13 protein-coding genes are annotated in these 16,012 nt (G+C 72.5%); 9 read left to right on the forward strand and 4 right to left on the reverse strand.

Going from position 1 to position 16,012, the window contains the following annotated elements:
- Positions 1–6 precede the first annotated feature (6 nt).
- The 4 genes from RM446_RS15695 to RM446_RS15710 form a co-directional block, all read right to left on the reverse strand.
- Positions 7–366, reverse strand: coding sequence for a DUF742 domain-containing protein (locus tag RM446_RS15695; RefSeq protein WP_311546049.1), 360 nt, complete (start codon positions 364–366; stop codon positions 7–9).
- Positions 367–412: 46 nt separating this feature from the next.
- Complete coding sequence (locus RM446_RS15700) at positions 413–835, reverse strand: roadblock/LC7 domain-containing protein (protein WP_311546050.1); 423 nt, start codon at positions 833–835, stop codon at positions 413–415.
- Positions 836–923: 88 nt separating this feature from the next.
- Positions 924–2,318 (reverse strand): sensor histidine kinase, encoded by a 1,395-nt coding sequence (locus tag RM446_RS15705; RefSeq protein ID WP_311546051.1) that lies wholly within the window; start codon positions 2,316–2,318, stop codon positions 924–926.
- Positions 2,319–2,998: 680 nt separating this feature from the next.
- Complete coding sequence (locus RM446_RS15710) at positions 2,999–4,045, reverse strand: LacI family DNA-binding transcriptional regulator (protein ID WP_311546052.1); 1,047 nt, start codon at positions 4,043–4,045, stop codon at positions 2,999–3,001.
- Positions 4,046–4,321: 276 nt separating this feature from the next.
- On the opposite strand from RM446_RS15710, the gene RM446_RS15715 reads away from it, so the two are divergent.
- The 9 genes from RM446_RS15715 to RM446_RS15755 all read left to right on the forward strand — a co-directional run bounded on the left by RM446_RS15715 (position 4,322) and on the right by RM446_RS15755 (position 15,987).
- Complete coding sequence (locus RM446_RS15715; RefSeq protein WP_311546053.1) at positions 4,322–5,842, forward strand: sugar ABC transporter ATP-binding protein; 1,521 nt, start codon at positions 4,322–4,324, stop codon at positions 5,840–5,842.
- Positions 5,839–6,942: an ABC transporter permease gene (locus tag RM446_RS15720; protein ID WP_398695279.1), complete on the forward strand. Its 1,104-nt coding sequence runs from the start codon at positions 5,839–5,841 to the stop codon at positions 6,940–6,942. The genes RM446_RS15715 and RM446_RS15720 overlap by 4 nt, the downstream gene beginning before the upstream one ends.
- Entirely contained in the window at positions 6,932–7,993 is a 1,062-nt protein-coding gene (locus RM446_RS15725) for an ABC transporter permease (protein WP_311546054.1), read from the forward strand. Before RM446_RS15720 ends, RM446_RS15725 begins: the two co-directional genes overlap by 11 nt.
- A gap of 63 nt (positions 7,994–8,056) precedes the next feature.
- Positions 8,057–9,133 (forward strand): rhamnose ABC transporter substrate-binding protein, encoded by a 1,077-nt coding sequence (gene rhaS, locus RM446_RS15730; protein WP_311546055.1) that lies wholly within the window; start codon positions 8,057–8,059, stop codon positions 9,131–9,133.
- An 88-nt stretch (positions 9,134–9,221) separates the two neighbouring features.
- Complete coding sequence (locus tag RM446_RS15735) at positions 9,222–9,539, forward strand: L-rhamnose mutarotase (RefSeq protein WP_311546056.1); 318 nt, start codon at positions 9,222–9,224, stop codon at positions 9,537–9,539.
- A gap of 134 nt (positions 9,540–9,673) precedes the next feature.
- Complete coding sequence (gene rhaI, locus RM446_RS15740) at positions 9,674–10,840, forward strand: L-rhamnose isomerase (protein ID WP_311546057.1); 1,167 nt, start codon at positions 9,674–9,676, stop codon at positions 10,838–10,840.
- 2 nt (positions 10,841–10,842) lie between these two features.
- Positions 10,843–12,318 carry a BNR repeat-containing protein gene (locus RM446_RS15745; protein ID WP_311546058.1) on the forward strand — a complete coding sequence of 492 codons (1,476 nt, stop codon included), beginning with the start codon at positions 10,843–10,845 and terminating at the stop codon, positions 12,316–12,318.
- Positions 12,319–12,354: 36 nt separating this feature from the next.
- The gene (locus tag RM446_RS15750) at positions 12,355–14,409 is read left to right on the forward strand and encodes a bifunctional aldolase/short-chain dehydrogenase (RefSeq protein ID WP_311546059.1); all 2,055 of its coding nucleotides are present in this window, start codon (positions 12,355–12,357) and stop codon (positions 14,407–14,409) included.
- Between the two features lie 117 nt (positions 14,410–14,526).
- Entirely contained in the window at positions 14,527–15,987 is a 1,461-nt protein-coding gene (locus RM446_RS15755; protein WP_311546060.1) for a rhamnulokinase, read from the forward strand.
- Positions 15,988–16,012: the final 25 nt, after the last annotated feature.

The raw sequence follows: 16,012 nt of genomic DNA on the forward strand, positions 1-16,012 counted from the left end.
GGGATGTCACTGGAAAAGTCGTTCGAGACCACGGAGCGCCCTCTCGAGAACCTGGTTTTCCGACGGGCTGTTGCCCGTGATTGTGGGATGGATGTAGACGAGTCCCAGCTCGGCGAGATCACTGAGCAGCACCTGGACCACACCCAGCGGGATCGTGAGCTCGGCCGACACTTCGGCGACGGAGCGCGTCTCGCGGCACAGCAGATAGATCCGCTGCGACTCGGGCATGAGTTTCGCGGGAGCGTCGTTGCTGGGATCGGCGGTGGAGACGAGGGTCTGCACCATGAGGGGGTGGCGTGATCTGGTCCGCCCGCCCGTGAACGTGTAGGGGCGGATTCGCGAGCCCCTTCGCTTGCGGTAGCTCATGACTGTGGCAACCTCTTCATTCGCTCCCGGCCTGCCCGGCCGCCGACTAGTTTCCGATCACTTCGCGCAGCTCGGACCTCAGCTGCGGCGTCAGCGCGTGGCCGACGTTCTCCACCAGCCGGATCATCTGGTAGGCGACGATCTTCATGTCGGCCGTCGGCGCGGTGAGGACCGCGAGGCAGGAGCCGTCGCTGATCGACATGACGAACAGGTGGCCGCGCTGCATGCGCACGATCAGCTGCTCGCACTCGCCCTTGGCGAACAGCTTGGCGCCGCCCACCGCGAGGCTGTGCATGCCGCTGGCGATGGCGGCGAGCTGCTCGGCGTGCTCTTCGGGGAAGTCCTCGGAGCAGGTCAGGACGAGGCCGTCGGAAGAGACGACGACGGCGTGGTCGACGCCGGGGACATCGGCGACGAAGTTGGAGATCAGCCAGGCGAAGTTCTCTGCGGTCACGCTCGGGTTGCTCATTGCTCTATCAGCCTTCTCGCTAGGCGTGCGGGGTTCGCGGAAGTCGGCGCCGACGCGGTTCGCGGGACGTTCGCTGCGCCGCAGCGGATCACGGTGCATCCCCCTCCGCGCGGCCGCCCTCGCGGGTGGCGGCGCGCTCGCCCTCCATGAACCCGCCCAGTTCGTCGCGGATCCGCTCGGCCCGGCCGCCGGAGGGTTCGGGGCCGGACGCCGGATCGGTACCGGGGCCCGCGGCGGGTTCGGGTGCGGAGGCCTCGGCCTGCATCATGCGCAGCGGCGACTGGTGCGCCGTGCGCCGGGGCAGTCCCGCGGCGGTGACCGCCGACGTCGCACCGTTCTGCGGCTGAGGGGCGCTCTGCCCGCTGCCGGAGGGGCCGGAGACCGCTCCGGGCGCGGGCGGGGAACGGTGGAAGCCGGCGGACGGCTGCGGCGAGGCGGCCGCCATGGCGGGTGCGGCCTGGGTCGGGACGCCTGGAACGGGCGTGGGACCGGACGTGCTCAGCTGCTCGGCGGGCACGACGGTGTAGGCGCTGACACCGCGGAAGGCCCGCGCCTCCAGCTGTACGCGCAGGCCGTGGCGGTGGGCGATGCGGCTGGCGACGTAGAGCCCCATGTGCCGCATCACGCGCTTGTCCAGGACCGGGGTGCCCGCCAATCGGCTGTTGATGTCGGCCAACTGGTCCTGGGGGACACCGATCCCCTCGTCCTCGACGATGACCAGCAGGCCGCCGTCGGGCATCATCTGGCCGCTGATCACGACCTGGGCGTGGTCGGGCGAGTGGTTGGTGGCGTTGTCGAGCAGTTCGGCCAGCAGGTGGCTGAGGTCGTCGGCGGCTTCGCCGGCGATGAACCGGTCGGGCAGGCGGCCGATCTGCACGCGGCTGTAGTTCTTGATCTCGGAGGTGGCGGCGCGGGCCACGTCGAGCAGCGCCACGGGCTCCATGCCGGAGTCGTCGCTCTCCTGGTCGGCGAGGACCAGCAGGTTCTCGCCGTTGCGCCGCATCCGGGTGGCCAGGTTGTCGATCTCGAACAGCTTGGCCAGCAGGTCCGGATCCTCGGTGGAGTCCTCCAGGCTGCCCACGATGTCCAGCAGCGACTCCACCATGGTCAGGTCGCGCATCGCCAGACCGGCGAGCGCCTCGGTGAGCAGGTTCGGGTCGGGCACGGGCTCGTGCGGCTCGGCCGGGGGCACCCACTCCGCCTGGCGTTGTCCGTGCACGGGCGGTCGGTGAGCGAAGCCGTCGGGGCTCTGCCCGCCCCACCGCACGTCCTCGCGGACGAGGGCGGGCTGCGCCACGTGGGCGCCGGATCCGGGATACCACTGCCCGGCGCCGGGGGGCGGCTGGGGCAGGGCGTGGGGAGCGGGCGCCGCCGCCGGGGGCTCGTGCCGCGCCGGCGGCACATCTCTGCGGCTCAGCCCGAGGCGGCGGAGCAGCCGCCGGAACCGCCCGTCGGTGGAGGGCCGGTTGTCGTCTGCGGTCATGGCCGACCGACGGTCGTCGCGGCCTGGGGGTGAGGGCGGCTGGGCCACAACACGCCTCCTCGATTCAGGGGGGGTACCAGTTATGCCGGCCCCGTAACAGCGGTGGAAATGCACCGGAGGATCACTGCCGGCGGCGGGGCGCACCAGTGTCCCGGCCGCTCTCCACCGCGCCTTTCGGAGCGCTCCTGCCTGGGAATTCACTCCGGCGGCCGCACCGGCGGCGGGCAGCCGCTGCGGCACCGGACCCCCGAACAGGAAATCCCTCGGGTCGGACGGAATAGTCGCACGAAACAGGACTTGCACGGGTTGCATTTCGGCCGACCGATCAATGGCCGACCGAATCAACGGTGAGCCTAGCAAAGGGGATCCGCGGCAACAGGGAATCCCGGAAAACGCCGCGAGAATGCTTGCGGCGTACATTCCGCGTCGAATGAGCTTCTGCGAGCGCGATGACCGCTTCGTGTCAATTCCGACGGAACAGGCGCAATACGCCGAAGAAGAGGTTCGCCGCCGTCGGTGGCCTTTAATCCCACTGGGGACTTTCGGCCGCGAACGCACCGTGCCCGCGGCGGGCGCCGCCGCGACCGGTCGGAAGCCGACCGGGGCGAGCCGGGCGCCGACCGCGCAGGCGGGCGGGAGAAGTCGGCGTCGGGGCCGGGCCGGGTGGCCCGGGCCCTTGCTCAGGGGCGGTAAGCCGCCGTGGACCCGCGGACGGTGAGCTCCGGTGCGAACCGCAGCCGCACGTGGCTGTGGTCGGGGTCGTTGAGCTCCGACAGCAGCAGCTCCATGGCAGACCGGCCCAGTTCGTACTTGGGCTGGGCGACGGTGGTCAGCCCCGGGTGCACCAGAGCGGCGAGGTTCACGTCGTCGTAGCCCACCACCGACAGGTCCGACGGTGCGCTGAGGCCGCGCTCCCCCAGACCCTTGATGACGCCCACAGCCAGCTGGTCGTTGGTGCAGAAGACCGCCTGCGGCCGCCGCTTGGGGCCGCCCGCGAGCACCTCCTCGACCGCCTTCTCACCCGATTCTGCGTTGAGTTGGGCGGTGTGGATGACCCGCACGACCTGGTCCGGGTCGGCGCCGGACTCGGCGACCGACGCCCGCAGGCCCTCCAGGCGGGTGCGGCACTGCTCCAGGTCGCCCGGCCCGCTGAGGTAGGTGATCCGCTCGTGGCCGAGGTTGATCAGGTGCCGCCCGGCGGCCATGCCGCCGGCGTGGTTGTCCACCGAGACGCTGCAGGCGATGTCGTCGGAGACGTCGCCGCGGTCCAGCAGCACGCCGGGCACCCCCTGCTTGCGCAGCCACAGCAGGTCCGCGGTGTCGCCGTCGACGGGCATGATGACCGCACCGGCGGCGCGCTGCTCGGCCAGCAGCCGGATGGAGCGCTGCTGGCGCGCGGCCTGCTCGCCGGAGTTGAGCAGCACCACGGCCAGCCCTTCCTCGCCGGCGGTGTCCTCGACGCCGCGCGCCACCTCGGCGAAGAAGGGGTTGGTGACGTCGAGGACGAGCAGGCCCACCGAGTCGCTGCGCCCCGACCGCAGGCTGCGGCCCGAGGAGTTGCGCACGTAGTCGAGCTCCTGCACCGCGCGCTCGACACGGCGCCGGGTGGACTCGGCGACCCGCTCGGGCCGGTTCAGGACGTTGGACACGGTGCCGGGTGAAACGCCGGCGCGCGCGGCCACGTCGTTGATGCCGACGGGGCGTCTGGTGCCTTCGGTCGAGGACAACGCTGCTTCTCCGCGGTACTCGGACGGCTCGTAGGCCGTTCATGATCACAGGTTTATTAAAACGTGTCAATACCTACCTCCACCCTACTCTCCCGCACCCGCAGCGGTTGGAAACCGACCACATCCGGCACGTCGCGGCAGAACCCTGTGACAAGGGGGAAATTTGCTGACAACCCCCTTGACACAGATCCTGTGACCCACCTAACGTCCAGCCTCATTGAAACGTTTTTCAGCGCGCGCCGCCCCCGCGGCGCTCGATTGCCGAAGGAGGACGCCGTGGACCGTCACCCACCACCGGCTCCTCCGCTCCTGTCTCTGGCGGGCGTGTCCAAGTCCTTCGGGACCGTGCACGCCCTCCAGGACGTCTCCCTACAGCTGCGTGCGGGCGAGATCCACGCGCTCTGCGGTGAGAACGGGGCGGGAAAGTCGACCCTGGTGAAGACGATCGCCGGGGTGCACCGTCCGGACACCGGGCACGTCGAGGTCCTGGGGGAGCCGACAGCGTTCAACGCCCCCGCCGACGCCCAGCGCGCCGGCGTCGCGGTCATCTACCAGGAACCGACCCTGTTTCCCGACCTCTCGGTCGCGGAGAACATCTTCATGGGCCGCCAGCCGCTGGCGCGCGGGCGCCGCATCGACCGCCGCGCCATGCGCGAGGCGGCCGACGCGCTGTTCGCGCGCCTGGGCGTGCGGCTCGACCCCGACCGGCCCGCCCGCGGCCTGTCCATCGCCGACCAGCAGCTCGTCGAGATCGCCAAGGCGATGTCCTTCGACGCACGCGTGCTGGTGATGGACGAACCGACCGCGGCGCTCTCGGGCGTGGAGGTCGACCGGCTGTTCGCGGTCGCGCGCTCGCTGCGTGACAACGGCGCGGCGGTGCTGTTCATCTCGCACCGCTTCGACGAGGTCTTCCGGCTGTGCGACCGCGTCACCGTGATGCGCGACGGCCGCTACATCTCGACCGAGCCGGTCGCCGAGCTGACCGTCGACGACCTGGTGCGCAGCATGGTGGGCCGCGAGGTCGCCACGCTCTTCCCCAAGCAGGACGTCGCCGCCGGCGACACCGTTCTGGAGGTCGAGGGCCTGGGCCGGACCGGCGTCTTCGCCGACGTGGGCCTCTCCGTGCGCGCCGGCGAGATCGTGGCGCTGGCCGGGCTCGTCGGCGCCGGGCGCAGCGAGGTGGTGCGCGCCGTCTTCGGCGTCGACCGCTACGAGACGGGCGCGGTACGCGTGGCCGGGCGGCGCCTGCCGCCCGGCCGCCCCGCCGCGGCCATGGCTGCCGGTGTCGCCCTGGTGCCCGAGGACCGCCGCCAGCAGGGCCTGGTGATGGAGATGTCCATCGAGCGCAACGCCACGCTGACCCGGCGCTGGCCGCTGAGCCGCCTGGGCGTGCTGCGCCGCCGGGACGAGGAGCGCGCCGCGGCCGAATGGGCCGACCGCCTCCAGCTCAAGGCCGGCCGGCTCTCGGACGCGGTCACCACGCTCTCCGGCGGCAACCAGCAGAAGGTGGTGCTGGCCAAGTGGCTGGCCACCCGGCCGCGGCTGCTCATCGTCGACGAGCCCACCCGCGGCATCGACGTGGGGACCAAGGCGGAGGTCCACCGGCTGCTGTCCGAGCTGGCCGGCCAGGGCATCGCCGTGCTGATGGTCTCCAGCGAGCTGCCGGAGGTGCTCGGGATGGCCGACCGCGTCCTGGTCATGTGCGAAGGCCGTGTCGCCGCCGAGATTCCGCGCGAGCAGGCGAGTGAGGAGTCGGTGATGTACGCGGCCACGGGCCAGAAGGGCAGGGCGGCGTGAGCGTATCCGACGAGACCGGCGCCCGCGGCGGGGGCGCCGCCGCGGCTGCGGGCCCGCCGCCTGCGGCACGGGGGCTCGGACAGGAGAGCCGGACGGAGCACGGTGGCGGCGTGCGCACGGGCCGGCGCCTCCCCCAGGCGCGCGAGCTGGGCATCCTGCTCGCCCTGGTGCTTCTGGTCGCCGTGACCACCCTGGCCAACCCGGGCTTCCTGTCCGGGCAGAGCGTGCGCGACCTGCTGCTGGGCGCCACCCTGCTGACCATCCTGGCCGTGGGCCAGTCAATGGTGCTGATCACCCGCAACGTCGACCTGTCGGTCGGCTCGGTGATGGGCCTGTCGGCGTTCGCGGTGGGCACGGTGTTCGTGTCCTTCCCCGGCTTGCCCACGCCGGTCGTGATGGGCGCCGGGGTTCTCGTGGGCGCGGCGTGCGGCGTGGTCAACGGCGTTCTGGTCGCCGCCGCGCGAGTGCCCGCCCTGGTGGTCACCCTGGGCACGCTGTACATGTTCCGCGGCATCGACTTCTGGTGGGCCTCCGGCCGGCAGATCAACGCCGCCGACATGCCCGACGGCTTCCTGGGCCTGTCCCGCGTGACGCTGCTGGGGATGCCGCTGCCGGCGGTGGTCGCCCTCGCAGTGGTGCTGGGCGCCGGCTGGTATCTGCGCAACTACCGCAGCGGGCGCGAGCTCTACGCCGTGGGCTCCGAGCCTGTGGCGGCGCGCCTGGTCGGCATCCCGGTGGACCGGCGGGTGTTCATGCCGTTCGTGGTCAACGGGTCGCTGGCGGGCATTGCCGGCGTCCTCTACGCCTCGCGGTTCGGCACGCTCGACGCGACGGTGGGCACCGGCCTTGAGCTGGAGGTCGTGGCGGCCGCCGTGGTCGGCGGTGTGGCGATCTTCGGCGGCAGCGGCACCGTCTACGGAGCCGCTCTGGGCGCCCTGCTGCTCTCGACCATCGACGCAGCGCTGCCGATGCTGCAGGTCGGCTCGTTCTGGCAGCAGGCGGTGGTCGGCCTGCTGATCCTCGTCTCGATCGGACTGGACCGGCTGCTGGCGCTGCGCGCCGCGCGCCGGCTCCGAGGAGGTGGTTCCCGTGGGGCCTGAGGTTGACGCCCCGGGCACGAGCGCACCGCCTTCGGCGGCGCGGTCGGCGCCCGAGCCGCAGCGGGGGCCCAAGCCCTCGGCGCTGCGGTCGCTGCTGCGCACCCGTGAGGCGTCGGTCCTCGGCGCCCTGGCGGTCTCGGTGCTGGCCGCCTCGTTCATGGTCGAAGGCTTCGCCACCGGGCGCAACGCCGGCTTCCTGATCCTGGACGTCGCCGCGATCGCACTGATCGCGCTGCCGATGACCCTGGTCGTCATCACCGGCGAGATCGACCTGAGCGTGGCGAGCACGCTCGGCCTGACCAGCGCCCTCATGGGCCAGCTGTGGGTCCTGGGCCTGCCGCTGGAGACGATCGTCCCGCTGTGCGTGCTGTTCGGGGCGCTGCTCGGCGCCCTGAACGGGGTGCTGGTGACGGTGGCGGGGCTGCCGTCGCTGGCGGTGACCATCGGGACGATGGCGATGTACCGCGGCCTGGCCTACGCGGTGCTGGGCGACCGGGCGGTGGCCGACTTCCCGTTCACCTGGACGGGCGGGGCGACCTCGCGGCTGCCGGGCACCGACATCCCCTGGATCGCGGTGCTGATCCTGGTGCTGGCCGCCCTCTTCGGCCTGCTGCTGCACGCCACCCCGATCGGCCGCTCGTTGTACGCGATCGGCAACAACGACGAGGCGACCCGGTTCTCCGGGATCTCGGTGCGCTGGACCAAGCTGTGGCTGTTCGTCGCTTCCGGCACCGTCGCGGCCGGCGCCGGCGTCTTCTGGACGCTGCAGTACGGCAGCGCCCGCGCGGACAACGCCTACGGCCTGGAGTTGTCGGTCGTGGCGGCGGTGCTGCTCGGCGGCGTGTCGATCTTCGGCGGCCGCGGAGCGCTGCCCGGCGTGCTCGCCGGCGTGCTGCTGCTGGGCACGATCCGCAACGCCCTGATGCTGGCCGACGTGTCCTCCGACGTGCTCGACATCGTCACCGGCCTGCTGCTGGTGGTCTCGGTGGTGCTGCCCACCACCCTGGCCCGCGTGCGCGAGCGCCGGCCCCGGCCGGCTCCGCCCTCCTAGGACCGCTCCCCGACCGGTCCGGCCCGCTTCTCCCCCGCGCAGAAGGAAAGTGAAGAACCGACCATGAGAAAACACATCCGCTACGGCGTCACGGCCGCCGCATTGGCCGGCGTCATGCTGGCCGCCTCGGCCTGCGGGGGCACCACCCGCGGCGACGGCGACGGTTCGGGCTCCGGCTCGGGCGGCTCCGAGGCCGAAGCCGACCCGAACGCCGAGATCCCCGAGGGCCTGAAGATCAGCTTCCTGCCCAAGCAGCTGAACAACCCCTACTTCACCGTGGCCGACTCCGGCGGCAAGGAGGCGGTCGAGGAGCTGGGCGGGGAGTTCAAGGAGGTCGGCCCCTCCGAGGCCAACGCCTCCTCGCAGGTCAGCTACATCAACACGCTCAGCCAGCAGGGCAGCGACGTGATCGTGACCGCCGCCAACGACCCCAACGCGGTCTGCGGCGCGCTGAACCAGGCCCGTCAGGCGGGAAGCGTGGTGGTCACCTTCGACTCCGACGCCTCCCCCGACTGCCGCGACCTGTTCATCAGCCAGGCGTCGGCCAAGGGCATCGCCACGGCCCAGGTGGAGATGGTCGCCGAGCAGATCGGCGGCGAGGGCGAGATCGCCTTCCTCTCGGCCACGCCCAACGCCACCAACCAGAACGCGTGGCTGAAGCTGATGGAGGAGGAGCTGAAGAAGGACGAGTACTCCGGCATCGAGGTCGTCGACACCGTCTACGGCAACGACGACGACCAGAAGTCCTTCAACGAGATGCAGGGCCTGCTGCAGACCCACCCGGACCTGGCGGGCGTCGTGTCCCCCACCACGGTGGGCCTGGCCGCGGCCGCACGGTACCTGGGCTCCTCCGACTACAAGGGCGAGGTGGCCCTGACGGGTCTGGGCACGCCCAACCAGATGCGGGAGTACGTCAAGAACGGCACCGTCGAGGAGTTCGCGCTGTGGAAGCCCAGCGACCTGGGCTATCTCGCGGCCTACGCCGGGGCTTCGCATTCGGCGGGGCGCATCACCGGTGAGGAGGGCCAGACCTTCGAGGCCGGACGGCTCGGCGAGTACGAGATCGGCGCCGACGGCGAGATCGTCCTCGGCCCGCCCACGGTGTTCAACGAGGACAACATCGACGACTTCGACTTCTGATCCGGCCCGCGGGCGGGCGGGTCCGGGGCACCCCTGCCCCCGGCCCGGCCCGCCCGGCCGGGTCCCGACCGAACCGGGGAGGACGGCGATGCAGCGGGTCTGCTTCCTGCTCAAGGTCAAGCCCGACCGCCTGGAGGAGTACCGGCGGCGCCACGCCGAGCTGTGGCCCGAGATGCGGGCCGCGCTCAGCGAGGCCGGCTGGCACAACTACTCGATCTTCTGCCGCGAGGACGGCCTGCTGGTGGGCTACGTGGAGACCGCGAACTTCGCGGCCGCCCAGGAGGCGATGGCCGCCACCGCGGTCAACGCCCGATGGCAGGCGGAGATGGCCCCGTTCTTCGAGGGTCTCGACGGACGCCCGGACGAGGGGATGGTGCCGTTGACGGAGGTGTTCCACCTGGACTGAGCGCCACCGATTCACCCGGCGCCCCTCCGCTGCCCCTCCGGGCCACGGGGCGATCCTGCAAACCGCCTGCATTTCGGGACCGCGGAACGACCACCCCGCTTATAAATCGTTACAACTCCAAGGAGTCCTCCGACATGACCGACCTCAGCGCCGTCAAGGCCGCGCTGCGCGGGCAGGCCATCGAGCTGCCGTCGTGGGCGTTCGCCAACAGCGGCACCCGCTTCAAGGTGTTCGGCCAGCCCGGGGTCCCGCGCACGGCCCACGAGAAGATCGCCGACGCGGCGCAGGTGCACCGCTACACCGGCATCGCCCCCAGCGTCGCGCTGCACATCCCCTGGGACACGGTCGACGACTACGCCGAACTGGCAGCCTACGCCCGCGACCAGGGCGTGCGCGTGGGCACCGTCAACGCCAACGTCTTCCAGGACGACGACTTCAAGCTGGGCAGCGTCACCAACCCCGACCCCGGGATCCGGGCCAAGGCGCTGGACCACCTGTTCGCCTGCATCGACGTCATGGACGCCACCGGCTCGGCCGACCTGAAGCTCTGGTTCGCCGACGGCACCAACTATCCCGGACAGGACGACGTCCGCGCCCGGCAGGACCGGCTGGCCGAGGCCCTGGAGGCGGTGCGCGACCGGCTGGGACCCGACCAGCGGATGCTGCTGGAGTACAAGCTCTTCGAGCCCGCGTTCTACACCACCGACGTCCCCGACTGGGGCACCGCCTACGCCCACTGCCTCAAGCTGGGCGACCAGGCCCAGGTCGTCGTGGACACCGGCCACCACGCGCCCGGCACCAACATCGAATTCATCGTCGCCTTCCTGCTGCGCGAGCACAAGCTGGGCGCCTTCGACTTCAACTCCCGCTTTTACGCCGACGACGACCTGATGGTGGGCGCGGCCGATCCCTTCCAGCTGTTCCGCATCATGTACGAGGTGGTACGCGGCGGCGGCTTCGACCCGGCTGAGAACATCGCGTTCATGCTCGACCAGTGCCACAACATCGAGGCCAAGATCCCCGCCCAGATCCGCTCGGTGCTCAACGCGCAGGAGGCCACGGCCAAGGCGCTACTGGTCGACGGCGACGCGCTCGGCGACGCGCAGCGGGCCGGCGACGTGCTCGGCGCCAACGCGGTGCTGATGGACGCCTACAACACCGACGTCCGCCCGCTGCTGGCCGAGCTGCGCGAGGAGGACGGGCGCGACCCCGACCCCATGGCGGCGTTCGCCCGCTCGGGCTACATGGAGGCCATTGCCGCCGAGCGCATCGGCGGTCAGCAGGCAGGATGGGGGGCCTGAGCATGGCGAGCGCAGGGAGCGCCCCCCGCACCGCACCCGCCCGCCTGCGGCTGGCCGCGGCCGGACTGGCCGCGCTGACCCCCTTATCGGTCCTCGCGGCCGCGTCGGCGCCCGCAGCCGCCGACACCGACGCGGGCGGCCCGCACGCGGCCTCCGGCGCCGAACTGGTTCGCGACAGCGTGCTCGACGAGCGGGGGCTCTACTTCGTCTCCTACGACGGGATCGTCAACAACAACTCCTTCCAGCAGGAGGGCATCCTCACCCACGGCCGGTTCCAGTACGCCGCCTGGTACACCGCCGACCGCACCGCGGTGATCGCCCGCCGCCCGGCCGGCACGCCCGCCGCCTGGCAGACGGTCCGGCTGCCGCACAAGCTGAGCGCCGACGACTCCCACAACGTCATCGCGCTGGGGGTATCGGCCGACGACGGTCGACTGCACGTTGCGATGGACACGCACAACTCGACCGTGTACTACCTCCGCTCGCAGGCGGGCCTGGCCGACGGCCGCGGCCCGTGGAAGGCCGACTCCTTCGGCGCGGTGCAGCGCAGCTTCGAAGGGCTCGACCCGGGCGGCATCACCTACCCCCGCTTCGTGCCCGCCCCCGGCGGCGGCTTGCAGCTCACCTACCGCACCGGCGGTTCGGGCGACGGCGTCCTGCACCTGGCCGAGTACACCGGGCGCGGCTGGAGCCGCCTGGGCGCCTGGTCCTCCGCCGAAGGCGAGTACAGCGCCAACGGCAGCACGAGCGGCACCCGCAACATGTACCTGCACGGGATCGGCTACGACGCCGACGGGCGGCTGCACGCCTCCTTCACCTGGCGCGAGACCGCCGCCGGCGGCGACATCCTCTGCGACCCGGGCGGCCTCGCCAACCACGACACCGGCTATGTGTACAGCGACGACCGGGGCCGCACCTGGCGCACCGACGACGGGCGGCCCGCCGCCGAGACCGGCACTGACGACCGCGTCTCGATCGACACCCCCGGTCACGTCGTCGACCCGCTGGACGTCGACCACGCCCTGATGAACCAGGAGTCCCAGGCCGTGGACTCCGCGGGCGACCCGCACATCATGGTCAGCTACGTGCCGGGGCGGTTCACCCAGTGCGTGACCGACTTCGTCGGCCAGCGCGAGCGGTGGGCCCGCCCCTTCCACATCTTCCGCGACGGCTCCGGCGACTGGCACAAGACCGAGCTGCCCGAGCGGGTGGCGGCCTTCGGGCGCTCCCGCCTGGTCCTTGGGCCCGACGACGACGCCTACGCCGTGCTGCCCGGCGGGAAGATCCTGGCGGCTACGGCCGCCTCGGGCTGGCGCGACTGGCGCACCGTCTACGACGGTTCGGGAATCGACTCCTTCGGCGAGGTCCTGGTCGACGACTCGCGCCTGGACGAGGGCCGGCTGTCGGTCTTCTACCAGGAGCCGAGCACCGGCGCGGCCCCCTCCCCCGTTCACGTCGCCGACTTCGCGGTCGACTGAGCCGCACACGACACACAGCCGAGATCAGGGGATGAGATGACCGAGCAGACGACCCACCCGGAAGTCGGAGCGCTGCTGGAGCGCTCGCACCGGCTGGGCGCCGATCCGCGCAACACCAACTACGCCGGCGGCAACGCCTCGGCCAAGGGGACCGCCACCGACCCGGTCACCGGCGCCGACACCCAGCTGATGTGGGTGAAGGGCTCCGGCGGCGACCTGGGCACGCTCACCGAGGCGGGGCTGGCCGTGCTGCGGCTGGACCGACTGCGCGCCCTGAGCGGGGTCTACCCGGGGGTCGAGGGCGAGGACGAGATGGTCGCGGCGTTCGACTACTGCGCCCACGGCAAGGGCGGCGCCGCGCCCTCCATCGACACCGCGATGCACGGGCTGGTCGACGCCGCCCACGTCGACCACCTGCACCCCGACTCGGGCATCGCGCTGGCCTGCGCCGCCGACGGCGAGAAGCTCACCGCCGAGTGCTTCGGCGACCGGGTCGCATGGGTGCCCTGGCGCCGTCCCGGCTTCCAGCTCGGACTGGACATCGCGGCGATCAAGCGGGACAACCCGCAGGCCGTCGGCGTGGTGCTGGGCGGCCACGGCATCACCGCCTGGGGCGAGACGGCCCGGGAGTGCGAGGCCAACTCGCTGGAGATCATCCGCACCGCCGAACGCTTCATCGCCGAACGGGGCGCCGAGAGGGCCCACCCCTTCGGCCCGGTGGTCGCGGGCCGCGAACCGCTGCCCGAGGCCGAGCGGCGCGAGCGCGCGGCCGCGCTGCTGCCGGCGGTGCGCGGGCTGGCCTCCACCGACCGGCCGCAGGTGGGCCACTACACCGACTCCGAGGCGGTCCTGGACTTCGTCTCCCGCGCCGAGCTGGAGCGGCTCGCGGCGCTGGGCACCTCGTGCCCCGACCACTTCCTGCGCACGAAGGTGCGCCCGCTGGTGCTCGACGCCGCACCCGACGCACCGATCGAGGACGCGCTGGAGCGGCTGCGCGAACTGCACGCCGCCTACCGCGAGGACTACCGGGCCTACTACGAGCGCCACGCCGAGCCGGACTCGCCGGCGATGCGCGGCGCCGACCCGGCGATCGTGCTGGTGCCGGGCGTGGGCATGTTCTCCTTCGGCGCCGACAAGCAGACCGCGCGGGTCGCGGGCGAGTTCTACGCCAACGCGATCAACGTGATGCGCGGCGCCGAGACCCTCTCCTCCTACTCCCCGATCCCGGAGTCGGAGAAGTTCCGCATCGAGTACTGGGAACTGGAGGAGGCCAAGCTGCGCCGCAAGCCGGCGCCCAAGCCGCTGGCGACCCGGGTCGCACTGGTAACCGGCGGCGGATCGGGCATCGGCCGGGCTACGGCCCGGCGCCTGGCGGCAGAGGGCGCCTGTGTGGTGGTCGCCGACCGCGACGCCGACGCGGCGGCCGAGGCGGCCGACGAGCTCGGCGGCGCCGACACCGCCGTCCCGGTGGCGGTCGACGTCACCGAGCCCGAGCAGATCGCCGCGGCGCTGCGGGACAGCGTGCTCGCGTTCGGCGGGGTGGACCTGGTGGTCAACAACGCCGGGCTGTCGATCTCCAAGCCGCTGCTGGAGACCACCGAGGCCGACTGGGACCTCCAGCACCGGGTGATGGCGCGCGGCTCGTTCCTCATGGCCCGCGAGGCCGCCCGGGTGCTGACCCGGCAGGGCATGGGCGGTGACATCGTCTACATCTGCAGCAAGAACGGGGTGTTCGCCGGACCCAACAACATCGCCTACGGCGCGGCCAAGGCCGACCAGGCCCACCAGGTGCGGCTACTGGCCGCCGAGCTGGGCGGCGAGGGCATCCGGGTCAACGGCGTCAACCCCGACGGCGTGGTGCGCGGCTCGGGCATCTTCGCCGGGGGCTGGGGCGCCCAGCGCGCGGCGGTCTACGGCGTGCCCGAGGAGGAGCTCGGCGCCTTCTACGCCCAGCGCACCCTGCTCAAGCGGGAGGTCCTGCCCGAGCACGTGGCCAACGCGGTCTATGCGCTGACCTGCGGCGAGCTGAGCCACACGACGGGCCTGCACGTCCCGGTCGACGCCGGGGTCGCCGCGGCGTTCCTGCGCTGATCGGGGGCGGGGAGGCGGGCGGGACAGCCGCGCCCGCCCGCCGGTCCCGCCCGTCCTCCGCTTCCCCGCACAGACCGACCGGCGGCTCCCGCCGCCCCAACTCGGAAAGGCCCCGCCGTGTCCCACTCCGACGTCTTCGCCGCTGTCGACCTCGGTGCCTCCAGCGGGCGCGTCGTCGTCGGCCGCGTCGGTACCGACGAGCTCGCGCTGACCGAGGTGCACCGCTTCCCCAACCGGCCGCTGCGCCTGCCCAGCGGGCTGCACTGGGACATCGGCGGGCTCTACAACGGCGTGCTCGACGGCCTTCGGGCGGCCGCGGCCGCCGGCCACGCGCCGCGCTCGGTCGGCGTCGACTCCTGGGCCGTCGACTACGGCCTGCTCGACGCGTCCGGCGCGCTGCTCGGGCTTCCCCACCACTACCGCGACTCCCGCACCGACCACACGGCGCACGCCTTCGTCGAGCGGGTCGGCGCCGCGGAGCTCTACGCCCGCAACGGGCTGCAGTACCTGCCCTTCAACACCGTCTTCCAGCTCGCGGCCGCGGGCGGCACGGCGCAGCTGCGCTCCGCGCGCTCGCTGCTGCTCATCCCCGACCTGCTGGGCTACTGGCTGACCGGCGAGCGCGGCACCGAGGTCACCAACGCCTCGACGACCGGCCTGCTCGACGTCGCCACCCGGCGCTGGTCGGCGGAGCTCGCAGAGGCGGCCGGTATCGACGTCTCCCTGTTGGGCGAGCTGCGCTCCCCCGGAGAGCGCATCGGGACCCTGCTTCCGGGGCCGGCCGAGCACACCGGTCTCGACGCCCGCACCGAGGTCGCGGCGGTCGCCTCGCACGACACCGCGTCGGCGGTGGCCGCGGTGCCCGCGCGCACCGAGCGCTTCGGCTACGTCTCGTGCGGCACCTGGTCGCTGGCCGGCCTGGAGCTGGACGCGCCGGTGACCACCGAGGCCGCGCGCGCGGCCAACTTCACCAACGAGCTGGGCGTCGAGGGCACCACCCGCTTCCTGCGCAACATCATGGGGCTGTGGCTGGCGCAGGAGTGCCTGCGCGACTGGGGCCTGGACGAATCCGCCATTCCCGGCCTGCTGAACGAGGCCGCGTCCGCGCCCGCGTTCGCCGCCCTGATCGACGCCGGCGACCCGCGCTACCTGGCGCCGGGCGGCATGCCCGCGCGCATCGCCGACCACCTGCGCCAGACCGGTCAGCCGGTGCCCGGGGACCGCGGCGGCCTGCTGCGCTGCGTGCTGGAGAGCCTGGCCCTGGCCCACCGCGACGCGCTGCGGCGCGCCTGCACGCTGGCGGACCAGGACATGGAGGTCGTCCACCTCGTCGGCGGCGGTGCGCGCAACGAACTGCTGTGCCAGTGGACGGCCGACGCGCTGGGCCTGCCGGTGGAGGCCGGTCCGGTCGAGGCCACCGCGATCGGCAACCTGGTCGTCCAGGCGCGCGCGGCCCTGCCGGGCGCCTCGCACGCCGACCTGAGGCGCCTGGTCTACGCCGCCGAGCGCCCCCGCCGCTACGAGCCGACCGGCACCGCGGCGTGGGACGCCGCGGCCGCCCGCATGGGGTTGGAGTAGCCGCACGGCCGAAGCCACCGTCGAT

It is taken from the genome of Streptomonospora wellingtoniae (assembly GCF_031845375.1).
Taxonomy (GTDB): Bacteria; Actinomycetota; Actinomycetes; order Streptosporangiales; family Streptosporangiaceae; genus Streptomonospora; species Streptomonospora wellingtoniae.